The sequence below is a fragment of the Rhizobium sp. BK491 genome (genome assembly GCF_014194925.1).
Lineage (GTDB): Bacteria > Pseudomonadota > Alphaproteobacteria > Rhizobiales > Rhizobiaceae > Rhizobium.
In genome coordinates, this window is record NZ_JACIAR010000013.1 from 27,424 (window position 1) to 51,536 (window position 24,113).

At 53.1% G+C, this 24,113-nt stretch carries 24 protein-coding genes and 1 pseudogene; 12 read left to right on the forward strand and 13 right to left on the reverse strand.

Annotated features, from left to right (window positions below; translation table 11 throughout):
• Positions 1 to 53: 53 nt before the first annotated feature.
• The 5 genes from FHX05_RS27855 to FHX05_RS27875 all read left to right on the forward strand — a co-directional run bounded on the left by FHX05_RS27855 (position 54) and on the right by FHX05_RS27875 (position 4,007).
• Complete coding sequence (locus tag FHX05_RS27855) at positions 54 to 983, forward strand: PHB depolymerase family esterase (protein ID WP_183875937.1); 930 nt, start codon at positions 54 to 56, stop codon at positions 981 to 983.
• A gap of 124 nt (positions 984 to 1,107) precedes the next feature.
• On the forward strand, positions 1,108 to 1,527 hold the full coding sequence (locus tag FHX05_RS27860; RefSeq protein WP_162714491.1) for an HIT family protein: 420 nt from the start codon (positions 1,108 to 1,110) through the stop codon (positions 1,525 to 1,527).
• Positions 1,528 to 1,803: 276 nt separating this feature from the next.
• A complete protein-coding gene (locus tag FHX05_RS27865; protein WP_112420503.1) occupies positions 1,804 to 2,679 on the forward strand; it encodes a hypothetical protein in 876 nt (291 codons plus the stop codon).
• Between the two features lie 427 nt (positions 2,680 to 3,106).
• Positions 3,107 to 3,259, forward strand: coding sequence for a hypothetical protein (locus tag FHX05_RS27870; RefSeq protein WP_162714489.1), 153 nt, complete (start codon positions 3,107 to 3,109; stop codon positions 3,257 to 3,259).
• Positions 3,260 to 3,326: 67 nt separating this feature from the next.
• Positions 3,327 to 4,007, forward strand: a complete 681-nt coding sequence (locus FHX05_RS27875) for a hypothetical protein (RefSeq protein ID WP_183875939.1) — start codon at positions 3,327 to 3,329, stop codon at positions 4,005 to 4,007.
• Positions 4,008 to 4,389: 382 nt separating this feature from the next.
• Here the strand turns inward: FHX05_RS27875 and FHX05_RS27880 are convergent, their stop codons facing one another.
• From FHX05_RS27880 to FHX05_RS27910, 7 genes are all read right to left on the reverse strand, one after another.
• Positions 4,390 to 5,412: a hypothetical protein gene (locus FHX05_RS27880; protein WP_246699130.1), complete on the reverse strand. Its 1,023-nt coding sequence runs from the start codon at positions 5,410 to 5,412 to the stop codon at positions 4,390 to 4,392.
• Between the two features lie 212 nt (positions 5,413 to 5,624).
• The gene (gene repC, locus FHX05_RS27885) at positions 5,625 to 6,839 is read right to left on the reverse strand and encodes a plasmid replication protein RepC (RefSeq protein ID WP_183875941.1); all 1,215 of its coding nucleotides are present in this window, start codon (positions 6,837 to 6,839) and stop codon (positions 5,625 to 5,627) included.
• A gap of 193 nt (positions 6,840 to 7,032) precedes the next feature.
• A complete protein-coding gene (gene repB / locus FHX05_RS27890; protein WP_183875943.1) occupies positions 7,033 to 8,049 on the reverse strand; it encodes a plasmid partitioning protein RepB in 1,017 nt (338 codons plus the stop codon).
• A complete protein-coding gene (gene repA, locus FHX05_RS27895) occupies positions 8,046 to 9,209 on the reverse strand; it encodes a plasmid partitioning protein RepA (protein WP_246699131.1) in 1,164 nt (387 codons plus the stop codon). The genes repB and repA overlap by 4 nt, the downstream gene beginning before the upstream one ends.
• Positions 9,210 to 9,822: 613 nt before the next feature.
• On the reverse strand, positions 9,823 to 10,134 hold the full coding sequence (locus FHX05_RS27900; protein ID WP_112420576.1) for an addiction module antidote protein: 312 nt from the start codon (positions 10,132 to 10,134) through the stop codon (positions 9,823 to 9,825).
• Position 10,135: 1 nt separating this feature from the next.
• Positions 10,136 to 10,426, reverse strand: a complete 291-nt coding sequence (locus FHX05_RS27905; protein WP_112420575.1) for a type II toxin-antitoxin system RelE/ParE family toxin — start codon at positions 10,424 to 10,426, stop codon at positions 10,136 to 10,138.
• Positions 10,427 to 10,433: 7 nt separating this feature from the next.
• On the reverse strand, positions 10,434 to 10,661 hold the full coding sequence (locus FHX05_RS27910; RefSeq protein ID WP_183875947.1) for a hypothetical protein: 228 nt from the start codon (positions 10,659 to 10,661) through the stop codon (positions 10,434 to 10,436).
• Between the two features lie 799 nt (positions 10,662 to 11,460).
• Between FHX05_RS27910 and FHX05_RS27915 the strand changes: the two genes are divergently transcribed.
• Complete coding sequence (locus FHX05_RS27915; protein WP_183875949.1) at positions 11,461 to 12,558, forward strand: DUF4238 domain-containing protein; 1,098 nt, start codon at positions 11,461 to 11,463, stop codon at positions 12,556 to 12,558.
• A 466-nt stretch (positions 12,559 to 13,024) separates the two neighbouring features.
• Here FHX05_RS27915 and FHX05_RS27920 read toward each other — a convergent pair whose 3' ends face one another.
• Positions 13,025 to 13,372, reverse strand: coding sequence for a hypothetical protein (locus FHX05_RS27920; protein WP_183875951.1), 348 nt, complete (start codon positions 13,370 to 13,372; stop codon positions 13,025 to 13,027).
• Between the two features lie 83 nt (positions 13,373 to 13,455).
• Positions 13,456 to 13,962 carry an HIT family protein gene (locus FHX05_RS27925; protein WP_183875953.1) on the reverse strand — a complete coding sequence of 169 codons (507 nt, stop codon included), beginning with the start codon at positions 13,960 to 13,962 and terminating at the stop codon, positions 13,456 to 13,458.
• Between the two features lie 328 nt (positions 13,963 to 14,290).
• Between FHX05_RS27925 and FHX05_RS27930 the strand changes: the two genes are divergently transcribed.
• The 5 genes from FHX05_RS27930 (at position 14,291) to FHX05_RS27950 (ending at position 17,757) form a co-directional block, all read left to right on the forward strand.
• A complete protein-coding gene (locus FHX05_RS27930; protein ID WP_183875955.1) occupies positions 14,291 to 14,482 on the forward strand; it encodes a hypothetical protein in 192 nt (63 codons plus the stop codon).
• Positions 14,483 to 14,516: 34 nt separating this feature from the next.
• Positions 14,517 to 15,617 (forward strand): aminopeptidase, encoded by a 1,101-nt coding sequence (locus tag FHX05_RS27935; protein WP_183875957.1) that lies wholly within the window; start codon positions 14,517 to 14,519, stop codon positions 15,615 to 15,617.
• Positions 15,618 to 15,624: 7 nt separating this feature from the next.
• Positions 15,625 to 16,443: an HEXXH motif-containing putative peptide modification protein gene (locus FHX05_RS27940; RefSeq protein WP_183875959.1), complete on the forward strand. Its 819-nt coding sequence runs from the start codon at positions 15,625 to 15,627 to the stop codon at positions 16,441 to 16,443.
• Positions 16,444 to 16,703: 260 nt separating this feature from the next.
• Entirely contained in the window at positions 16,704 to 17,126 is a 423-nt protein-coding gene (locus FHX05_RS27945; protein ID WP_183875961.1) for a hypothetical protein, read from the forward strand.
• Between the two features lie 109 nt (positions 17,127 to 17,235).
• Positions 17,236 to 17,757, forward strand: coding sequence for a hypothetical protein (locus FHX05_RS27950; protein WP_183875963.1), 522 nt, complete (start codon positions 17,236 to 17,238; stop codon positions 17,755 to 17,757).
• 791 nt (positions 17,758 to 18,548) lie between these two features.
• Here the strand turns inward: FHX05_RS27950 and FHX05_RS27955 are convergent.
• Positions 18,549 to 19,605 (reverse strand): annotated as a pseudogene (locus tag FHX05_RS27955) (IS66 family transposase); the annotation flags it as partial.
• Positions 19,606 to 20,179: 574 nt separating this feature from the next.
• Between FHX05_RS27955 and FHX05_RS27960 the strand changes: the two are divergent.
• A complete protein-coding gene (locus FHX05_RS27960; protein WP_183875965.1) occupies positions 20,180 to 21,130 on the forward strand; it encodes a hypothetical protein in 951 nt (316 codons plus the stop codon).
• A 487-nt stretch (positions 21,131 to 21,617) separates the two neighbouring features.
• On the opposite strand, the gene FHX05_RS27965 is transcribed toward FHX05_RS27960, so the two are convergent.
• From FHX05_RS27965 to FHX05_RS27975, 3 genes are all read right to left on the reverse strand, one after another.
• Entirely contained in the window at positions 21,618 to 22,016 is a 399-nt protein-coding gene (locus FHX05_RS27965) for a nuclear transport factor 2 family protein (protein ID WP_183875966.1), read from the reverse strand.
• A gap of 1,133 nt (positions 22,017 to 23,149) precedes the next feature.
• Entirely contained in the window at positions 23,150 to 23,404 is a 255-nt protein-coding gene (locus FHX05_RS27970; protein WP_183875968.1) for a hypothetical protein, read from the reverse strand.
• Positions 23,405 to 23,448: 44 nt separating this feature from the next.
• Positions 23,449 to 23,934 carry a DUF4946 domain-containing protein gene (locus tag FHX05_RS27975; RefSeq protein ID WP_183875970.1) on the reverse strand — a complete coding sequence of 162 codons (486 nt, stop codon included), beginning with the start codon at positions 23,932 to 23,934 and terminating at the stop codon, positions 23,449 to 23,451.
• Positions 23,935 to 24,113: the final 179 nt, after the last annotated feature.

Below are 24,113 nucleotides of genomic sequence, written 5' to 3' on the forward strand. Positions count from 1 at the left end.
TTGTTTTGACGCCGGTGGCAATAGCGCCCGCAGCGGCAGCAAGAGGGACTCCCATGCTCCAGGCATTTTGCAGGCTGACAATTGTTTCACTGATCCTGATGTGTTCGACCTCAGCTTATGCCGATGAAACGCTGACCTATACAATGCAGAACACCACTCGTAGCGCCATCCTGCATGCACCTGCCGCAACTGTTGGACATGCTGCCCCTGTGGTCATTGCGCTATACGGCTCCGGCGATAGCGCCGCTCATTTCCAAACATCGATTGGCTTTGACGCGGTCGCCGACCGGGAAAACTTTGTCGTCGTTTATCCCGATGCGATCGACGCGCATTGGAACTATGGTCGCCCTGTCCGGAAGATGCCGCTTCTCAACGGACAACAGGTGGACGATATTGGCTTTGTTCGCACCCTGATCGACGATTTCGTAACCCGCAAGCTCGTCGACGAGAACAGGATTTATGTCACAGGCTTTTCTCGAGGCGCCCAGCTCAGCTTTACCCTGGCCTGCGCACTTCCCGATAAAATTGCCGCCATCGCTCCGGTTAGCGGCCTCATGACCGAGTTTCAGATTGATGATTGCCGCCCCGGGCATCCCATGCCGATCATGATGGTCAACGGCACAAGCGATGACACACTGCTCTATGACGGATTCCTCTCGGAGGATTACCGACTGCTTTCCGTCCCGGAAACCTTGGAATATTGGCGGCGGATCGATGGATGCTCGGGAGAGGATAGCAAATCCCTTCCGCGCCTGAACGACCATGATCGCACCCGTGTTACCCTGTTCAACTGGACCGGATGCAAGACCGGAGCAGGCGTTCGCTTCTACCGTATCGAAAACGGGGGACATCGTTGGCCCCGCCTCGTCGAGTCCGGCAATGATGATCCTATCAAAGGTGCGCGCTTCGGGGGTCGAAACGGCGACATTGAGACTGCTGTGGAGATTTGGGATTTTTTCAAGCAATATCAGCATCATCAGTAGGATGATAGGTGTCGAATGCAAGCCGGAACCAGCCGTTCGACCTTCAGTCTCAGCCTATCTCTCAAAGCTGAAAGAGTCGGACAGAAAACACAAAGCGAAACCGTTGGTATCGTCGGGGCTGAATTTGACGCACGATAGCGATTGCATCTTCTGCAGAATTGCAAACGGACAATCCTCTGCGCGCATTGTCTACGAGACTGAACGTTTCGTCTGTTTCTTCCCCATCAGCCCTGACGTTTACGGCCATACATTGATTGTGAGCAGAGATCACTACTCCGATCTTCGAAACTGCCCAACCGAGCTAGGGACAGATTTAATCGCCACCGTGCAGATGCTTTTTGAGCGTTACAGAGAACGGATTGCCGCGACCGGATTCAATCTGTTGAACGCCAACGGCAAATCCGCAGAGCAGTCGATCGACCATCTGCATTTTCATTTTTTCCCGCGGTTTCCGGAAGACGGCTTGAACGCGTGGCCAGTTATGCCGAAGATTGAACCCGATCTCGATAAGCTATTCAGACTGCTTTCCGGCGATGTGGATTGAGCAGCACTGAGTAACTTAGCATCCACGTAAAGGTTGATGGAAAGGATGTCGGCCAGACTTTGATAGCGAAAGAACCGGCAGTGTCATTCGTATGCGACCGGAACAATTGTCCCCTACTCCAAGCCCCTGGTGCGGCTGATACTCCCCGAAAGTTTCTCCTCTCTCGGCGCTCTCATTAGGCATCTTGACCGGATACGTGGCTGTAGAGAAAAATGCTTTGTATATTGTTCCGATCCGCAGAGATCGGAACTGAGATCTGTTCGATCCGAGCAACCAATGACGTCTGAAAAGCAAACCGATCTGGTGAGCACCCTTTGGGGAATAGGGGAAGCGTTTAACCAGTTCTGGAAAGCAGCCGATGCTTGGCTAAAGAAGCCCGAGGTCCAAGGGGCGTTTAAGAGGCTGTTCGAGCTGCCCACCGCGATCGATCGTAGGATCAAGACGCAACGCATGCTTCTTCGACGCGGTATTCTTCCCTCAGACCCAGTACTTGCCCTGCACACCGAACAAGCAGCGCTAACCGCTGCTCTGGTCGCGCGCGACTATGCCGCCAAGCTGGATAGCAAAGGTCATTCCGATGACGCGAGGGTTTTTCGGGAGATCGCATCGCTGTCAGAGTTAGGCAACGCTACTCACACACTTCGGGTGATCTATCCGGAAATCGAGGCGGTCGCTCGGCGGTACATGTACGAAACCGGGGTAACAGAAGGGATTACCAGCCTGGTGGAGATGAGGTTTGCCATCGGAGACCTCCAGAACGACTCGTTAGGGGTTGCCGCCGAACTCCTAGCGACCGAGACCTTTATCTTCGTAAATCTGTTTGCCATCGACTACGCCTATAGGGGCTCATATGACGCAAGCAAACGTGGTCGAAGAGCGTTTGCGAAAGTTGCCAACCGTCACCAGGTCTGCCACGGCATCTCTTCTGACTTCGACGAGATGCACGTGATCAACGCCCTGACATTGCTGTACATCTCCGTGGTTGTCGGCCAGTTCATGGTGAAGGAGGGGAAGCGGCTTGCAAAGGAAAACCAGAAATTCATTCAAACGCTCAGCCAACAGCGGAGCGATATCAAAGAGATCAATCGTGAGATGCTATCGCTAATCTTGTCGCTTCGAGCCGAAGGCCCCGACCCCAAGGCAGACGTCTAGCTAAGTCGAACTGTTTGGTTGGCCGTAGAAGTCGGAAAGAGCTTCAAATAGGTCGCCTATCTCATCTGATGCGCATTTCCAGATTGCCGGGATCGCCAAAGTTCACAAGGACAAAGTTTTCTAACGGGGCGCAAGGAGGCAAAAGTGAAAATCATTCTGTCGCTAGCGGCAGTCCTTTTTGGACTGGCAACTCTTCTCTTCATTGGCTTGGTACTGATTGCTGAAATTAACTGTCCTATAGGATCCTGCCGTGGGCCTGATGGAGACATATGGATGGGTGCATACATAGTCGGCATTTTTTACCTACCGGTGCTCGCAGTCGTTATATTGTTCACTCTTGTAGCTAAGGTGGCTCGCTCAGATGCGAAATAAGGTTCGCTGAAGATAATGGTGGTACAATGCTGCCGCTTCCAACAGGTGGATCGCCGTGCGGGTTGACGACGAGCAGGGCGTGGTCGTAGGTCGCTATGCGATAATGGTAATTGCGATCACCGCAGTCCTCTGCGTGGGCATGGCGCTGTATCTCGGCGCGATAAAAGACCATCTCTTTTACTTTCAGCCCGTGATTTTAGCTGCCTGAATTGGTCGGCAGGCATGGCTGGAGTCTCACCCAAAACGGGCTTCTGAAATACCTCCGAGGAAAAATCATGAAATTCTCAGTTCTCATTGGGGCCGCTTTTTTCACCGCGATCTCGTGTTCGCTTTTCGCAAACACCGCACTTGCGGATGAGATCAATACTGAAAACGGCGTGCACACCGGCGATCCTCATGCCAATCCGATCGTGCGGGAGATCATGCAAAAACACCGCGACAAGTTCCTTACCGTATTCGACGCGTGTATGCAGCAGTCGAAGGAAAGACCGGATCGTTCCTTCGGCGCCTGCCAAAACGAATACCTCCTGTTGCACGAATTCAGCGATCTTCCCCGATCCATTATTGCAAGTGTCGAGACCTCACCCCAGCCAAACATAGGAACAGCAAGCTTCGCATTGGTGTGCACACCGAAATCAATCACCGCGGCATTCAGCTTGCGAACGTCCAGAGATTTTCCGAAAGCGATTGTGAGATACAGGGTAGGACAGCAACCGCCAAAGGCGCTCACCACGCTTCAAGTAGCTAAAGACCGGGATTTTGAGATCTTTCGTGTGAATGGGGAGGCAGTGGAAAGCTTTCTGAACGATCTGAATCAGAGCGAAGATGGCCAATTCACAGCTCAATTTGGCGGCTCGGAGACCGTCACAGCTGACTTCCCGATCAGAAACCTGGCCTCGGCGGTAAGTGACTTCCGGCAAGTGTGTGAGAGTCTCGCAAATACCTCCGGGCATTGAAAAATAGAATTGTTGAGGGACTTTCAGCCGCAAACGCGCAGAAAATCCACCTAACTATCGTTTTGCATTTAATAACAAGACTTATCCAATAATTTCAACCAGATAGCGCGGCACTTACTCTGGCGTTCTAGGTTCGACTTTAGCACTTAATATGAGATTCGCCGCCGTAGAAAAGGTGAGCACCTACGGCCAAGCTTCATCGGAAAATACCAGAGATCCTAGAAAACTACTTCCGAATCGGGGAGCGTCAACCGTCGAGAATCGCTCTGAAAAATGTCGAATTACGTTTAAGCGCTGTCCTGATCCCAGCCTTCCGGATCATCGCTTAATCATTGATGTTCAACCTCGGCCTGAAAACGGCACCTACCTGCACATGCAAACCTCATTTGAACCGCAGTCTATCCACTAATTGTGCCCACCGTATTCGCAGGAAATTTGGCTCGGCTTCAGAACGGGTTGCCAGCATGAAATCGGGCAACGGTACGTTTGGCATGTTATCGTACGCTTTAAGGATGGTCTCCAATGGCGTCAAAGTCTGCTCGCGGTCCCAATAGACGATCTTCAACCATGTGGCCGCACGCGCATATTGGCCGGCTCCCAACCACGTTTCCTCAAGATTGGCCTGTAACATTCGTCGCCCGGCCTCCAACAGGTCTTCTTCGTCAAATCGCGCCCGCCCTAACTTTTTTAGACAAAGCGCATAGGCAAACGCTCGCGGCTTTAACGTTGTTTTGAGCGATAGGTTTTTCGGCTTTAAGTGTCGCTCATATTCCTCGACTGCGGTGTCGTGCTGACCAGCCTGAAGGCTGAACGCCATGAAATCATCAAGAGTACCGTCGATGAGGAGCCGCCGTGAACTATACGGCAATCCCTTGATTTCCTGAGGAACGAAACGTTGGAGCTTATAATCAAACTTGTCGACACCGAGTACCTTGGTAAAGCCGGTTCGCATGTATTCAATCTCTGCATCTTGTGCGGTTTTCCACGATGCTTCGTCGTTTCCTGTATCGTGCATCCATTGGCCAAGGGCCTTGGCCCAGTGCAAAGTCTTGCGGTGGAAGCAGGGCAAGGGTCCAAACCTTTCCTCTTCTTTTCCCTCGATGGCCTTGTCCAGCCATTGGAGCGCCCGTGGAAGAACGGGTGCTATTTGCTTTTCACGACGCACCAGCCAGGCACGGATAACGTCACTAATGTCATGCACCGCAAAATTCCCCATCGGCCTTGCGGGATCGTATTCTGTACGAAGTGCATGGGCGATAGTTCCATCGATCACCTCATGCATTCGAATGGGATCGAATTTCTTCAAAACTGTCTCCGCTTCCTGGGATTGAAATTCGGAATCCTTGCTGACACCGAGTTCTTGATAAGCGCCGTTCCCGCTCTGATGCTGACGGGGTGTCTTCAATGTCGAAGTCCAGAGCCGCGACGAAGACGACGGCCCTTCGCCGTACGCATGAAGCCAACAAACGTCGACGAGCCAAATCGCTCAACTGCCGCCTCACAAGGTACTTGCGACATCCATAAACGCTGGTCGTTTTAAGCAAGTTAAGACCATGGATCAAATGTCGACAGCAGCCCGCAATGTGCGGGACAGAAGTAAGCGGTGCGCCAAGACGACTAAGAAGCCTCTCGAGACGGCGCTCCGTTCAAGCGCATCAACGCCATCAACATCGGCCCCATTGAAAACTCGCCGCGCTCGGCCTTCCGGGTGAGATCACGCAGATATGCCCCAGCCGAATTGATGTGCCCTGCCCTTTCGAGGATGCAAGCCATCACTGCGGCGGCGTTTTCCGGACCAAGGATATCGCAGGCATCCTGGTAGGCGCTCGGACTGACACCCAGCATAGATCGAACCACGACCGCCGCTGACATCAGCTCTCGCCAGCTACCGATCGAGCCCCCCGGACCGTAATTCGAGATCTCAGGGCAGGCTTGCAGGACCATACCAAGGGGGAACGCCTTTATCGGCTCCCTCGGAAGTTTGATGGCTTGGCTCGATTTTGCCTCCTGCTCTTTTTCGAGAGCTGGTTCAAGATCAGAAATGGATTTGGGATTTGAATTCTGTATGTGCCGCTCAATTTGAGACTCATTGGCGCGCAATTTATTCATTTTGGTCTGCATTTTCAGCCGGTTGAGCACTTCTTCGCGAAGCATCGTCAGTTCATCGAGCACCGAGACAACGTCATCGATCGTAGCGGCTCGCGGAACCCGCCCAATGATGTCGCGGAAGATAAGCATGATCTTCTCCCAATCACCCACCACGCCCTCCTCTATCGCAACGTTGATGAGCTTCGAGATGTCACGACGGCAGATGGTCAGGCGTTCTTTGGTCGTACGGAGAAGCTCTCGATCTGCTTGAACCTGGGCAGCGATCGTCTCAATCTCGGCTGCGCGTGCGAGCAATGGAGCCAACGAGAAGCCAAAAGCCTCTGAGACCTCGCCTGTCCCGTCGCGTCGCGCATAGCGCTTTCCGTTCGCGCTATCCTTTCGCAGGATCAAACCGGCGTCTACCAGGACAGCCAGGTGCCGCCGAAGCGTTGCAGCGGTCATTCCCCGAGCTCGGATCGAAAGCTGAGCGTTTGACGGGAAAACAACCAGCCCGCGCTCCACGGAGATCTCATCGCCGGGGTAAAACGTCAACAGTGCGTCGAGGACTGTCAGGGCGCGGTCCGACACGCCGAGTGAGGGCCTCGCCTCACAAATCGCGCGGAAGAGCTTCCACTTGTTCTTTCTAATGCCGGGTTCGATCTCCTCGGCCAGCTGCTGGCTTGCCAACATGCCAAGCGTCATCGCCCGCCGCCCAAAGGGCGTCGTCACACTTCCACTCTCCATTTCCTTCACCCTTCAATAGGCAAAAGAAATCCGCTCACCTAAACGGTGCCAAAGACTCTTGACTGCGATTCGTGGAAATGCGATTCTCATTCTTGCTACAGATTGAGGAAGGCTTCCACGGGCAACCGTTCGGGGGCCTTTTTCTTTTGCTGTTTACTCTCCTTATTGATCCTTCATAGTGTTCTTCGTGCCGTCACGCTTTGCGGGACGCCAAGTAATTGCGGTGAAGATCACGCAACTGTCCCATGACGTACTCAGCGAATTCAGGCGTCGCCTTTTCGTCGAACTGCAGAGAGATTTTCGTCCCTTTGCGCTCCACTGAAGCCAATTTGACGCCCTGCTCTGACTTGATCGATTCAGCGCCATTACGAATCGGTTTTGCCGACAATGCAGCAAGTACCATGTCGAATCTCGCGTCTGTGTCCAAGCTTCCGAACTTCGGGTCGGCTAGAACTTTGTCGATCAGCGTGGATTTGGCCAGCTGCAATTTTTCAGCAAGGGCCGTCCATCGTGGACGTCCGGCCTTCGGTGCTGGTCCAATCGCTTCGATGAGATTTCGCGGAATCGAGTGACCTACTGCCATCAACTTCGATAGTTGTGTTTTCTCCAGGCTGAGCGATGCCATGATCACTTTGCGGTCGTACCCCTTGGCCTCAAGTGCAAGAGCAAACAGGGCCCGCTCAATATAGCTGAGATCCGCACGGGCCGAATTCTCTTGCCCCTGGACAATTACAAGCTCTTCGTCGGTCAGGTTCTGGACAACAGCCTTTACCTGCCGTCCGAGTTGAGCAAGCACGCGCACGCGGCGATGACCGTAGGCTATCTGATAGCGATCAGCTTTCGAAGGATGCGGACGGACAAGGATCGGGCTTTTCTGACCGGTGTCGCGGATCGCTTCGACCAATTGATCATACGCTTCGCCGTCATGCGTAAGCCGATCTGAGACGAAGGAAGCTTCGATCTTTGCCGGGTCAAGCTCTACGACGGCTGATCCCGCCGCGATCATAGCTCGGGCTTGATCTGCAGCATTAGCGATATTCCCGAGCGACCGTCCCATCGCTCCGACCGCGCCGGATCGAATATGCTGAAGCTTCTTTTCCTCTACTTCGATCCCTGACTCCGAAGCATGCTCGGATTCGTGAGAGTTGCCACCTGGCAACTCCTGTTCTCGCCTTGAAAGAAGACCCCGGAGCGTGTCTTTGCGGCTCATGCATCTCTCCCCCAAGCATGCTTGATCAAAGCTTCGATTTCGCCATTTACGGCGTCCAACGATTCGAGCGCACGGTCGTAAGTGGACTTAGAAAAGTTCTCGCGGCCGACTTCGTAAAGCGTCTGCTTCGAAAGTCCTGCGTCCGATATGGCAGTGGATTTAAGCATCGCGTTGGTCAAAACACGCTCGCGGAACAATGATCGCATGAAGCCGACCATTTGCGTCTGCGGACCATCTGATGGCTCGTATCTTGTGACGACATAGCGAATGAAATCGTAATCGAGATCTCCGCCCGATTCCTGCACGACACTAAGAAGATCGGAGGCCATCAACAGGAATTGGCACATCGACATGACATCGAGCATCTGCGGATGCGCGGTGATTAGGAGGCCGGTGGATGCACACAAAGCGCCCAGTGTCAGGAAGCCGAGCTGGGGTGGGCAATCAAGCACCATGACATCGTAATCGTCAGCAACCGAACCGAGAGCCGAAGCCACGCGCCCGAAGAACGGCTCTGTAGAATGCTCCGCAAGCGCACGCGGCGTGTCGTGTTCAAACTCCATCAGTTCCAGGTTTCCGGGAACTAGGTCAAGTCCCGCGATATATGATTTGCGGATGATGTCTTTCAGGGGCTGCCGCTGGTCGTCGTAGCGAACCGCCGCGTACATGGTCTCGTTTGCGCCGATGTCGTATTCCGGCTGGTAGCCATGGAGCGCAGTTAAAGATGCTTGAGGGTCAAGATCAACAGCCAGAACGCGATAGCCGTTTAGGGCGAGGTATTGGGCTAGGTGAGCGGCTGTTGTTGTCTTGCCACTGCCACCTTTGAAATTCACAACGGCCATGACCTGACAGTGTTCGCCAGGTTTGCGGTGAGGCACGTATTCTTTGCCTTTCGAATTCTCGTTAAGCACCACTCGAATCTCGTTAATCTGATCGAGCGTGTAAGACCGCCGCCCACCTGGACTGATCGCCGGTTGCGGTCCTTTACCATTCAAAGACAGCTGTCGTAGATATGCATCCGCTATCCCGATCAACTTTGCGGCTTCAACAGACGAGAAGGAACGCAAGACTTTTTGGGACACCGGTGGGAAGAGGGCGGTTCGCATGGCCTGCAGCTCCCGCGAAAGCGCAGCACCATCACCTGCGATGACATCAGTCATTGGACGCTTTGGGCTCAGCGAGCTTGTGTGCTGACTACGTGCCTTTGCCATAACTACGAAAATTCCCCGGGATGGATGCAAACTTCGTAGTTAAAATGCCGCGAGTCGGAAGCTATGGCAAGGAAATAAGGGTTAACGAAAAGTAAACGAGAAAGCCAGCGAGTTGCTGTCCACCAGATTCCGAAAGTTGCCACGTGGCAACTCGCTGTTTCACACTCATCTCTAAGCCATTCAGTCGGTTCCCGCTTTTCCGGCAATAGAGGAATCGAGAGCGGACAGGATGGTTTGAATTGATCGGAGAAGCCAGCCATGACGGGCTCTTGCGATCTGGCCGTCATTAAGCAGACTTCAAAAATTAAAATCTTACGGTCACGTTTCGATCATTCGTTTCGGCCGGAGCTATTCTCGAAACTTCAATCTTCTCAGGCTGCGTCGCCTGGCTCACGACGTATGCCTTTGGGCGACCGTGACCATGACGGGCTTATCTTCCGCCTTGTCGTTCACGAAGACAAGCGCTTTACGGGCGCCATGCAAAATACGTGATCCTGCTTTGCTCATCTCCGGCTCATGATGTTCTTTGCACGTTTGCTTACGTGTTTATACCACTGCGCAATCAAGCCGCCTTCGATGGCTCGTCCGACGACGTGAGCGACACTGAGAGTTTCACGCCGAGCGCTCTGGCAACACCGATCAGCGTTGAAAGCTTCGGATCGCCGTGCTCACTCAGGGCTTTATAGAGCGCTTCCCGCGTTACACCTGCTTCCTTGGCAACAGCGCTCATACCGATGGAACGAGCAACATCGCCAAGTGCATGAGCGATCAGAGAGGGGTCGCCATCTTCAAACGCAGCTTCAATATAAGCGAAGCGTTCCTCCGGCGTTTTCAGATAATCCAGAACATCAAAGCGGGTCGTTTCTAGCACCATGTCAGATCTCCTTCGCCATTTTCTTCGCCTGGGCAATATCGCGCGTCTGTGAGGACTTGTCGCCGCCACATAAAAGAATGACCAAGGTGCGGCCCGTATACGTCAAATACAAGCGATATCCTGGTCCGTAATCGATCCGCATTTCACTCACACCATCACCCACAGCTTTGATATCGCCGGGATTGCCGAGCTCAAGACGCCGGATTCTGACGGCAATGCGCGAAGCAGCATTTCTGTCCCGCAGCGCCTTGAGCCATTCTGAAAAAACGGTAGTTTGGCGGACTTCGATCATCTGTGAATTATAATTCACACAGAAAAGAAAGGCAAGTCACATGTGAACTGAAGTTCACAGAAACCAGGCCGCAGCGGGAGAAGGCGGCCAACTGCTCATAGTTCATTTGTTTGTTGCGACAGAGCCCAAGCAGGGCAGGGGAAAGCCGTGCAAGCGCAGGACGGCTTTCGACGACGGTTTCGGTGGTGGCGAACCTCGCCGCGATATCGGCAATCGACCTGCCTTCCTCGTCCATGGTCTTGAAGCTTCGTACTTGATCGGGGGGATGCATTTTCCGCCCATGATATTTTCAGCAAGGCTGATGCCTGTCACGTCCGCTTCATCGCGCAATGGCATCCACAGCGAAATCCGGCGATCTCGCCTGCTTCGGTCAGAAGACCGCGAGCAAGGCGACAACGCTCGCCGGCGATCGCATAGAAGCGTCCGCACCTGTCGGCCTTGCGCATGACGATGTTATGCAAGACGCGATAGCCGTCAGCTCGGATATTGGCGACCAGTTCCTCGATGCCTTCCTTGTCTTACCCACATCCTTCGGATTGCGGTCGATCTTGTCGAGAGCGATAGTAATGATGCCTGTGTTGGCGATAACATTGGTCATATGGATCTCCCACGGTTCCCGGTTTCGGGGAACCAAGCGCCCCGCAGTGGGCGACGCCTTCGCCGTTCGTCCGTTGGGCTAGTAATGGATCCCGCACTGAAAAACCGAAGGGCCGCCGCCCCAGCGGTGAAACCTGTTTTTCTGGCGGACGGACAGGCGAAGCCTGCTTGCCCATTGGCGAGACCAATGGAGCGCGAAAAAGACAGGCGAGAAGAGCAGCAATCGCGGCGGATGCACCATGCTGAAGAGAACGCCAGGCGGCGATGACCTTGCAATCGTCGCGCTGGGACGAGCAATCGTGATCCTATTCGAGTCATTGAGGTGGGTTCCGGCTGCAGGCGATTTGATACCCCAAGCGTAGATATCGCTTCATCGGTCCACTTACTACAGCTACTAATGAATCAAGTGTGCGCCAAGTGAACAGCGAATCGTCATCGTGCAAAAAAAGAAGAATAACCACTTTGTTCCCCGAAGCTATCTTGAGCGGTTTACCTCAATAAGCGCACGCCAGATTTGCCTTTATAATATTAAGCGCGACCGTGTCGTCCCGGCTGCACCTATCAAATCCCAGTGTTCGCGAGATTATTTCTATTCCACCAACCCTGTGTTCGAAGATTCGTTCTCCCAAATAGAAGGCGAGCAAAAGCAATTAATCAACAGTGTTTTAAAAAGGGGAACCTTGCCCCCTGCGGGAAGTGCCGAACGCACGGCGCTATACTACGGTGTGCTTTTGCAGGCTGGTCGAACAGCCTCAAACGTCTCGAAAATGGACCACATGAGCGATCAATTCGCCAAGGCGGCTCTTCGCCATCATCTTGAACGCAAGGGCGATTCGGCACACCTTTTGGAGCTTCTGCCGGACGTGCGAATCCATACGACAACCAGCGCACTGCTAGACAGTATTGGCCAGCATCTAGCAATGCGTCCCGTGATCGACGACCTGGACTGCACGCTGTTTACTAACGAGACAGACGAAGACTTTCTCACTAGTGATCATCCGATTGCCCTGTGTAACAGCCTGCCCGATGGGCACCCGGGCGAGCGCAAAGTTGGTCTTGCCAGCCGTGGCTTAATTATTATCTATCCGCTATCTCCGCGTGCACTTCTATTTTTGAGCGATGCGGAGGTTTACAAGATTGCCAAAAGTGGGGCCGGAGTTTGCGCACTCAAAAGGCCAAAGGATATTGTCGAATTCAATCTAGCCCAATGCACCGCCGCTGATGAAAATCTCTACTTCGCGACGCCAGACCGAGTTCAAGCAACCTTGAAGGCCTTTCGTCAGCGTTCCTCTATCGTGCGACCTAGTTTGCCAACTCTGACGGAAGCGACTTTGAAAGGTGGCGTTTTGCTTGCGCTAGAGCAGTCGGTGCGACGTTTCTCAATCCCACAGGGGGTTGAACTGCGCCTAGCCGCAAGAAATGCCAGATATCAGAAAGGTGATATTGATGTTCGAGATCACTCGCGACTTCCGCGCAATTCGCAGAAGTTCAACGCTATCAAATTGCCGACTATTCCCACCAAGCCATCCGACTAAAAAATTAGCAATGACCTCTCAGGGTGCTTCTTCGCCCCTTGCCGGAACCGACTACTCATAGCGAATCTGTCACATTAGGGTGGCTCCGAGAATGTAACGTCACATAACGCAAAGAATCCATGCTATTGTTACACAACAGCGGCGTCACACGATATGTCGCTTTAAGGTGCACCCAAATGTGATGTTGCGGAATAGGGGAGGGGGATCGCCGTCTTTAATACTATATGGAGGCGGAGGCTTGGGCATGCCTAACCGAAGCTTAGGCTTATATGGTTTCCCCTGTCGTCACCATAGATAGCTATTACAACCACTTAGTATGCGGCGAGTTTGCGCCGCTGACGGCGTCTTAGGAGTAAAAGGGGCTGATTGGGAGGCACAAACACGCTTCCAGACTATTCTAAATAATGCGTGAGACGGAGCCACCCCGCGCATCCAGAGGCCTCTTCGCGTTTAGGAAGCCTGCCTATTAGGCGAAGCGAACTATCCACACGATGAGGAGCATGTCGATTAGCAATGCAATTACCAGAAGGAGGCTTATGAGCTTTCGTCGCTCTACCGTCTCCTTGGATTCAATTTTGAAAGCCGCTTTGTAAGCGTCTTCGATGTCTCGGTCACTTACCGGTCTAATAGAGTTTCGAGGGCGTGTCATATTGACGAGGCCGCATGTGACGAAGATGAAAAATAATAGCAGATAAGGGGCCATCTCAAACGCAGCCTTTTGCTGTCCAGCCACTTCCAATTTCTCATCGGATAAACAGATTTCACTGTCCATCGCAATTGAAAGCCGCTCGCGCAATGCCAGGCGGCTCTGCATTGCCGACAAATCTGCCCCGCTTACGTCATAGATACGTGCTGCAGGGCTTTAACCGCAAGTTCCGTCCGAGGCCTAAAGACCAATTATGGGGCGGTTAGTTCAGCATGGTAAGCTTCAGCGATCCGCCTTGCCATTTGCGCCATTTCGTCATCAGGAATGCGTAGGACCCCGTGCTCCGCCATCAATGCATGGTATTGCTGCTCTTCGAGCGGTACACCTGGAGGCAGCGGGACGACATGAAAATGCAAGTGGCTATTCGCCTGTTGGCTGCCGAGAGAAAGTACATAAATTCGTTCGGCATCAAACACCCTTTTTAGGGCGCGCGACAACACATGCACCTTCTTCTGCAATCGCAGATACTCATCTGTCGACATGTCTTGCGCCAAATCCTCCCGGTGCTCCTTCGGGCAGACAAGGCAGTAACCGGGCAAGGTCGGATATTTGCTGAGGAAAATGATCGTCTCATCGTCGTCGAAAATACGATGATGGAAGAAGGAAGGATCATTCCTGACCAGGCCGCAGATGAAGCATGGTCTCGTTCCAATGTCGTGCACGTAGGCCTTGAGATCAAAGGGTTGCCGGTCGTTCATCTTGAACCTCTGCCTGCTGCTCGGCAGCCTATCGACCTTTAGTTTAGCGCGTCAGTTCAGGTTGGGAAGTCACATTGACAATGCCACCCCTTTTGCCCGCGTACGTCATCTCCTACCAAAACGACCAAAAGATTCGGCCATAGCCCGGTCGCCATGGTCCGGGAGGCGGCGATATTATGATCTCGAAACCTCGAGCCGCGCGGAAAGTCAAAGGTGTGGCGAAATTGCCGTCCCCGCCTAAAAGCATTAGTTGCAGTTGGTGTATAAAGTGCTATATCTTTGCGTACAGTTGTCTTGTCGTTAATGAAATCTCATAGAGGAAATCAACATGGCTCAGGATGACAATAAAACGGGCGCTGTCCCGGCTGATCTCGCAAAGAAAATGCAGGATATGTTGAAGGATATGGAGGGTCGAGAAGACGTCGATCCCGTTTTCAAAGACTTGACCGGAAAGAAGGTCGAATTCAAGCTAAAGGGCAATGAAGTAGCTTGGTACGTCGCATATTCAACGACCGCCTAGTCTTGGTTGAATCATACAATTTGGTAGGCTAGACATGGAAGCAAGCGCAGAAGTGTGGCTGGGTATCCAGTCGATGCTTGATGATTTTGCCCAAGTAAACATCGGCGATGATATTGTCATTGCTTATACTCCAGAAGTCCGTGATACCGCAGGCCTCGTCGCCATCGCTTGTAGGGAGAGGGGATTTGAGGCACCGGTCGTGCCTATGTTTCCGCTGATAGACATCGGCTTCACCGAGCGTCTTGGGAAATATGTCCCAAGCACTAGATCGGGTGGCGGACGTCTCATTCTGTTGATGTTTGAGGGTGAGACTATGTCTCACAATCAGGTCGTTAAGCGACTCCTTTGCAACTATGAACCCGACAGTTATACGGTCGTAAGGGGCATCAATTCTGGTCCAGAAATGTTTTCGGTTGGGCTTTCCACAAAGCCATCGGAATTATCCGCGCTCAACACTACTCTAATTGAACGCTGTCGTTTCGCGCACTCTCTCCGCATTGAGGCCGCAGGTGGAACTGATCTTCGTTGCACCCTCAACAACATCAAATATCAATACAAAAGCAGCAGAGGAGTGCGACAAGCCGGAAAGTTTATGGTCATTCCACCAGGCGAAGTGGCGACCTTTCCAGAAACAATAAGCGGCCGTTTAGTTGCCGATTTTGCGCTTAACGTAAATATGCACTTCGCTGGCGATGTTAGGTTGCATGATAGTCCGGTAATCGTGGACATCGAAGACGGAAATATTGTCCACTTCTCGTGTGAAAATCGAGAGATGACAGAATTTCTCGAAACCTCCTTTGCCAGGCGCAACGCTCGCAGGGTAGGCGAGTTAGGATTTGGAACCAATCCTGCGGTTCGAGCGGCTGTCTCGTTTAATTCGCACCTTAATGAGCGCGTTCAAGGCATTCATTTAGGTTTCGGGCAACATAACCAACAGGACGAGGTCGCCGGATACGATTGCGACATACACATCGATTTGTGCGCGAAAGGGGGACTTGTGTGGTTTGATGACAACCCAATGCCACTAGATTTGGAGAAGTTGACCAAATCAACTCTTCCCCATCCACCTCTGATAAGCGGTGAGGATGTCGTCTCTGATGACGCTGAGGATGATTGCTGCGGCCTAATCCAATAGGGCCATCATGTCTCAAACAGAAAAAATGTTGGGGCTCGCGGTCGGACGATTGCCGAACTACTCCGTTACGACGGAAGTAGCATTGGCGTTTGACATTTCTCCTGCGCTGGAGGGGCTCGGTGCCCGCGAGGTAGATGTGAATCTTCATGCCGCTGCGATTTCGCAGATCAACGACGCCTTACGATGGTGTAGCGCTCGCTTTCCACTAGGAAGGCCTGAGAGCGACCAGGCCATGGTGACCTCTATCGAGGTTGGTTTTGCCTTTAAGGCTGCCGAAATTGTCAGTGCTTCGTCGCCTACGAACTTGGGCCATATTTTATTGGCAGCCCAATGGCCTTTGAAATCGACATACCGTCTGAGTTCGGTATTGGCACATGAAGTTGTGCACCAGCACTTGTATCTGCGGCAGGAAGTAGATGACCCGGTGCGCGGTAGATCGCTTGGCTATTCGCCGTGGAAGAATTGCACGCGTCCCGGCTGGTTGGTTTGGCACTCATTTTGGACCTTTTCGTGCCAAGTCATGCTCCTCGCGGAAAGTTTCCTTATGGATGAGCGCGTCGGTTTGGAAGATAATGAAATCCCAAGTTTCCTCGCCAAAATGATGGGAGGCGTTGGACTGAATCTCAGGTCGCTTGAGATGTTTCAAATTGTCAGCAATCCAGAATTAGATCGATGCATTGAGGCCGGACAGCTTATTTGCCAGTGCTCAGAATCTATCGCGAACCGACATCCGACGTTTTCTGACCTTTTGGACAGTGAAAGAGAGGAAGCTCTCCGGAAATTTCAGCGTTGGGCTGACACTGTTGAACAAAGGGTCCAGGGTTAGTGAGCCAGGGGAGGGCGCTTTGCTGCTTTTTAAAACCGGAAAATCCGCAAGTCGCTCTGGTGTCCGCTAAGAAAGGTTATCGGTCACCAGGCATTCGAAACGGTCAAGTGGCTTTGGAACCTAAGCGGAGTTAGCTTCCGCGAGCACGAAGAAAATTGAGTAAAACCGCGCGTTGTGGATTGCTGATATGTTAAAAAGGGCGGCATTCTTTTCCTTCGATTCCCAACTCCACGCGCTTTGTCTGAATTCGAGGAAACACTGTGGCTGCTATCTACGACGGACTGGAATTCAAAACCCCGCTTGAAGCCCAATGGGCTGCGTTCTTTGATCTCGCAGGCTGGAAATGGAACGTGAACCCCCGGACGGTCGGAAACTGGTCGCCGGACTTTCGGGTCACATTCCCTTGCAGCCATTCGGAATGCAGCGGGTCGCATACGTTGCTGGTTTCGGTTTTGCCGCTCTCGCGTATCGAGGATTTTAAGGGCCACCCAAGTTTGTCGTTTCCCTATGGAGGACTAGAGGGGAAACATATCTCTGTTGATGCCAGCGCGGCCTTCGGAGTTTCTCCAAGGGTAACGTCATGGGAGATGGCGCACGGTTCGGGCGGCGGTGTTGAAGACGTATCCGGTTGGGTAGACAACGCTGACGCCCTGTGGGCCAAGGCGGCGACACTTGTGTCCTAGAATAGCTTTACGGAGCTGTTCGGTCGACAAAGGCAGCTACTTCATAATCTCGTCCCATGGTTCGCGCCCGGATCGTGTCTCCCTTTTAAACAAATCGAGGCAAACTCACGTGCACAAGCAGCTGGCATCTTCGACGGCGTTACTAGTCCTCCTCTTCGCTAACCCGTCTCTGGCGGACTATCGTGACCTGTTGAAAGATACGACGCCTGTTGAACATTGCGATGCGATCCCGACCGGTGAGAAACTACTGATCTCACACGCGGAAGAAGCTCAAATTTGCTCGAAGATGCAGGGATTTATGCAAGGGATTCGTGCTGGGGACGTGTATATGGTTGCACTGATCACATCCCTGCTCATTGCTGATAATTACGAAAACGGTGATGCGACTGTAATATCGGGCGAACTCTTGGAAATAATCCGGCTTCGCGGGTTATATGATCAGCCGGATCAATGGCAGCCCAACCTGGAGATGGTCCTCAAGTCTTGGCAGGCTTTCCATGGGAACATCAGTCCTCGGGACGTAAAGGATTTCTTAGTCGCAGCTGGACCTGACGCAGCCAAGAACCTATCGCTCGATGGGTTTGGCAACATGATTGCCGTATTACATACAGAAAAGCAGCAGGGAAATTGAAGGGGAATCTCATGGAAGTGCATTGCCCCCACCACAAGGTGACAAGCCGATAGTGGCTACCGAAATCCTATACACGCGGAACGTTCTCAAGCCGATTGAAGTCGAGAACAGCTCTCCGGCGAACGGCATGATCCTCACTGTCACCGATAAGACATACTGCTTGGAAACACCGGTAGATGTGAAGGCTCTTGCAGACGCTGAGCGGCCCAAGCCTTTAAGCCTGCTCTCATCCAAAAACCACTGACCGATCTACTTCGATGGAGCGCGAGCAAAGCGACCGCTTCAGATCACCGAAAACGAAGTCAACATCAGCGGCTACAACTCGGCCTTTTTGATCGGCGAAAAGAAAATTCCGGTGATCAACACGGCCCAAGAAGTCTTCGACGTGATCAAGGCTGCTGGTGGTCAAACGCTTCCGGTTCTACCCCCGGCCAAATCGATATTGGGAGCAGGTCTTGTAAATGATGAAGATTGGGACGAGTCTATTGAACTTTTCCCCTCGTCTGACGGTGGCCCTAGAATCTAAGAGGAACCCACCTCGATAGCCTGCTTGATCGCCGAGATAACGTCCTAGTGGCGAAAGGCTGGAAGCAAGGAGCTGATCGAGCGATTTCGCACTGTTCACGTCGAAATCTTCTGCAAGGAGCTGTCCGAGAGTGAGCGGGCACATTTCCGGTAAGACGTTTCGCTGATTTGCGGCTCCAGATCAACGGTGAGCGCGATTTTCTATGCGCATTGACATCGGCGGCAGCGCTGACGCGGCCGCTCCTGCGTAGCGATATTTGGCTCTATCAGTCGGCGGAGGTTTTGGAGAAGTTGAACGGCAGCAGATCGGCAATGTCGGCGGCTTCTTCGCGCTGAGGCAACTCAGTGAGTACGTGGCGCAGCCAAGTGAGTGGATCGACGCCACAGGCCCTGCAAGTCAGCATCAGACTGTAGATCACGGCACTGGCCTTGGCTCCGTCGGCGGTATCGCTGAACAGCCACGATTTTCTTCCGGTGGCAAAAACTCTGATGTCGCGTTCCAGAATGTTGTTATCGATCGGCATGCTGCCGTCGCCGGTATAGCGTGTCAGGTAATCCCATTGGTTCAGGGTGTAGGACACGGCATCGCCGAGCTTGGTATCCGGCATGACCTTAGGCGCGATGGTATCGAGCCATGCCTTTAGGGCGTTGAGGACAGGCAAGCTGTGCCGTTGCCGGAAACGGCGAATGCAATCGGCCTGCGTTTCGCCGGCGTCGGGCTTTCTGTCTCGCGCCTGCTTTTCGATCCGGTAGAGCTGCTCGAAGAACCGGAGTGCCTGTTCCGGCGGTCCGCCTCCATTCTTCCTGGTTTTGAGAGCCTCGACGAAGCGCCGCCGTGAATGTGCCATGCACCCCAAATGGATTGCGCCATGCGCTGTAGCCGTCGGTCACCAATATGCCGCGGTAATCACCGAGAAAGGTCTGCGGGTAAATCTGACCACGGCCTGGCTGGTAGTCGAGCAATACAATCGGCTGGTTACTATCCTCGCCGCTGCGGTAGGCCCACATGTACGACGTGCTGGTGGCTTCCTTGTCCTTTTCCTTCAGGACCTGAACGGTCGTCTCATCGCCGTGAATGAGAGGCTGCGATCGCAGCCGCAATCTCAGCGCATCATAGATGCGATGCAGGTGCCTCTCGCTCGAACCGATCACCCAGTGCGCGAGAGCGCCCCGGCTGATCGGAACGCCGGCGCGTTCGAACGTTTGCGCCACGCGGTAGAGCGGCGTGCCGTCGACGTATTTGTGGACGAGTGCGAAGGCCAGCGTCGAGGCGGTAGCGATGCTGCCCGGCAAGGGTTGGGGCGGCATCGGTGCGATTACCACAAGGCAGGCTGCAACAAGACGATCTTTCGACCCTTGATCGAAGCGGCGTCTTCCATTCCGACCGACCAGCCGGACCGCGAGTTTTTGACCTTCATCCATAACTTGGTGTCCACCTCTTTTAAGTGGACACCACATGCCAAAGCTCACTCAATTGCAGAAGGTGCGGAGAAATTCGCGCTTACGATCAACGTAAGCGGTCATGCTGGGGGCACCAGCATTGGACGCATAACTTAACCCAAGCGGTCGCCGGTAAAGCCGGCGCGGTTCAACCCGCACGGTCGGAACCATCTCTGGGGGCGGTTTGCGTTAGCGCCATATTCAGACCGTAGACCGTCTGTTGGCTATTCAAGCAAACATAAGTTGACGGCGCCGGATTTAGCATCGCCTGAAACCGAGAGCGTCGAAGCAGGCGTGACTTAACTTCGAACCGTAAGCGTTCAAGTCAAAGGTTCTCAGGTATCGTCCCGCCCGTAGCAAGATCAAAAAGGCTGTTCGGATCAGGTCAAGCCGTTGATTATAGTTGCGATCGCAATACAATTTAAGTATTGTGCGAACAAAAGGTGGGGCCATATGGATGGCGACATTTATTTATATTTCAACAATTTTAGTCCCGCTGGGAGCATTGCTGGATTTCATATTAGGTGAAAAAGGAAACAAAAAACTTCGAGACCGCCTTGCCGATTTCTACGTGGCAATTGAAGAGGGTGACTGGGATCGACTTTATAAAGGTCCAGCTATAAAGCTGCTTTTATTTTTCGAAAGCATTCTTTCGAATAGGGTTTTCAGTATAAAATTTTTCTTAAAGACGCTCTTCATAAGCGTTATATTTACGTTTGTGATGGTTTTTTCATATATATTTTTAAGTTATCTAAAATCCATATGGAATGACAGTGATAGTTGTCGCGCGCCACCGTTTTATCTAGCGTTGGGTGTTCCATTTTATTTGGCGCCCGTTATGATCAAGGTGTTTTTCATCAACTTTATATTTGATCTTTTAACCTGGTCTGCAACAATCTGGTTTCTCAGGAAGATTACGTCAGGAAGTCGGAAATACCACAGTTTCGTGGTCGTCATCGGAGTGCCGCTATCTGCATTTCTTGTGATCCGCCTTCTACATGCTATCTACCTTCCCGTTTCGCTCGACTTCAGCACTTCGAAATTCGGAATCCCGTTCGGTTCGGAAAGCTATATTCAATTTGGCAGAAATGGATTGCTCCTTCCGCTAATGGAAAATTTTGAGTTTAGGTCATTCCTAACGCTCAGGTGCTATAGCCCTCCCACACCACCATTCAGTTTTTCGATAATCGCTCTAACCCAATATGCTGCACTTGAGGCTCTTATACCTCTTATCTTGTTTACACTGTCATGCTTCTTGGGGGCAACCGTATATTGGAGCCGGGGCATTACGTTGAAGCCAGTCGCCCTTGTCGTTGAACGTCTGGCGGTGTCGAAGAATGTTTGCGTCACGCTGGCAGTTCTCGTGAGCGCGATTGTGGCAATATTGAAAGTCCTCTTTGGTTCCTGACGGCGATTGATTTCAAATAGTTGCCGATCATCGCGATGAGCAAGTCGCTTGATGGAGCGTTGTCTTCCTATCCTGGAACGAAGTTCACCCGAGTAATACAATCGCGACGGAGATCGTTCCTCGACGATCGGATGTGGCTTTCCGCCGAACCTCGCAGAAATCCTTTTAAAAGGCCGGAAAACTAATGGTTTCCGGTCATCCAGGGTGACTGACATCCTGTTTTGCGGCTCGAAAACCATCACTATCGATACTTGATACCTATCGATGGTTAGAGCTCCGTCAAAACGGTGTATGGCCAACGGAAGTAGAAGCCAATTTAGATTCACTATGGCAAAAGAACGGCGTTAATTCATATGGTTAATGAAACAGAAACTTGAGAATCTCGCCCCGAGATCGGGGTACGTGGGGCAAAAGGGGTGGCACCCCGCACTCCGCTCGATCGAGATCGTTCTGGTTTATCGCCAGAATGATCTCTTCCACCATTGTCCTATCGCTCGTCGAGCAGATCGGTCCCATAGGAATTGTCGATCGTGCAAAGCCATTTGCCTTCGGCATTCTTTCGGAACACATAGGTCGCGCGCCGTGCGAGCGAGATCGGCACGCCATCCGGCCCGGCGGCATCGAGAACGGCCTCGGCCAGAACAAGGGCCATATCCGCACCCTCAATTACCACCATCTGATCCTGAGAGATCCGAAGCGAGTGATTGAAATGATTGGCGATCGCCAAGAAGGCCTTGCGGATCTGCTCCTTACCGGAAGCGTTCAGTCCCGGTCGGATGACGAGTGTCGCCTGCTCATCGTAAAAGTCCATGAGGGAATCGAAATCCTCCGCCATGATGGCCTTGTCGGCGGCTTCGACCACATGCTGCAGATCGTGACGTGACATATCTGTCTCCTGTTGAGGCCGGAAGACAGGAAAAGCAAAACCCGCCTTACCGGGCGGGTTGCATCTGAAAACCAAAAACGCACAAACCCACCATTCAAAGAACGGCGCGAATAATCAGCGAGGTGCGGGCGGTTTCCATGGTCGAGATATTTCACAGGTGTGCGGCACTGTCCAGACGCAAACTCGCCACGGCATAAAGCGGCCAGCCGCCCCGGCCTTGGCTTGTCAAACTGGCACTGCCACCAAATCTGCCCTAGTTACCGGGTTTCGGGGTGACCTGTAAGTGGGGCAGACTTGAAGGCAGAAACGCGCTTCCAAATCAATCCAAAAAATTCGTGAGACGGAGCCATCTCGCGCATCCAGGGGTCTCTTCGCGCGTAGCGCGCCGAGGTATTAGGCGTAGCGAACTATCCACACGATGAGGAGCATGTCGATTAGCAATGCAATCACCAGAAGGAAGCTTATGAGCTTTCGTCGCTCTACCGTCTCCTTGGATTCAATCTTGAAAGCCGCTTTGTAAGCGTTTTCGATGTCTCGGTCACTCCCTGGTCGAATAGAGTTTCGAGGGCGTGTCATATTGACGAGGCCGCACGTGACGACGATGAAAAACAATAGCAGATAAGGGGCCATCTGAACCACAGCCTTTTGCTGTCCCGCCACTTGCAATTCGCATTAGAAAAGCAGTTTTCACTGTCCATCGCAATCGAAACCCGCTTGTGCAATGCTGGGCGGTTCTGCATTGCCAGAAAATTTGCCCCAGTTACGTTCGCGGGTAAGTGGGGCATTTGCGGTGGCGGCGTCTTCAGCCACTTGCTCAGCGAGTTCCTGCTGAAACGAGCGGAACAGACTGCAGTCAGGCACGCGAAGCTTGACACCGAAAACGCAGCCCTTCGTGAAGAGCTGAGCACGACGTTCTCGGTTCGCTGGCTGTCACAACGCCTGCAGGGATTATCCGCGCCTAGGCGACACGCGCTATCGTCCAGTCTGCGTGCCCGGTTATCTCATGAAACGCGATGAGCATCACTTGTTCGCTCCCGCGCGTCTCTTGCAGAAAGTTCCGTCCATTCGTTGGAGGCATGGGAGCACTTCCCGGGAAAGCATGTGGAGTCCGACAGGCTAGTCGAGCACGTGCATCATTTCTTCGCCCTGACGCGGCGGCCACCGGCAAGGGCGTGGCGCTGGCCGAGGAGATATTGGTCCGCGCCGACATCGCCTTGGGGAGGCGTGGTCGCGCCCATCGGCTTTGCGAGAGTAGCCGATGGCTTCCGGGCGGCGGTGTGCCGCACATATGCCGGCCCGCGATCACTCCTCTGCTGAACTGTCTGGCCGGCGAGACTAGCCAGGATGACATCGCCGGCATTTAGCCCATCGGCCCCCGCGATGCCCACAGATGCTCAGCGGCGTGCCATTCACCTGGCCTCGCCCCGGAGGTTCAATCAATCCGCAAACTGTCGCGGGTCGCTATGAAATCCGGCTCATAAGTTTTGAAATTGGCCGGCGACGCGGTAAGGCTCAACGCTTGCACCGTGTGCCGTCCGATGGTGACGATCAACAATTGTTCCAGAACATCCGCCTTGTCCTTCAGCACTATGCATCGCATCTGCCGAGCCGGAAAACCGTCGAGCGTCGTGTCTTGCGGCTCCTGACAAGACGACGTCATTCCCTTCTCCGCATATGCGGCGCGCATGGTATTGGCCAGCGATGCCGTCTGGTTTTCCAGCGTGGGCTTATCGCCTTGCTTAATCGCAAGCACAATGAGGTTCAGCACCGCAAGCATCTGTCCCGACTTGTCAACCTTGACCGCCAATCGGTTCGACCCATCGAATTTTTCGCCCGAGTTTGACGTCGGCACCGGCGACTGCCGCAATTCCCATCCTTGCGGCCACGTGATCGAAGAGGCGGCCGCAGCCGGCACCATCGGCAAGAGCACCATGATCAGCATGGCAGAAAAGGCACGCATCGACATCGTCTTCAATTCAATGCCCAATCTGGTGGGGCGCCTGAGACATAAATCTAATGAAGGCTATAACCGATGCCGGAAGACAATGTCCATCAGTCCCGCCTCCATCCGGATGGGCGGCCGCGCCAGTTCGCCTG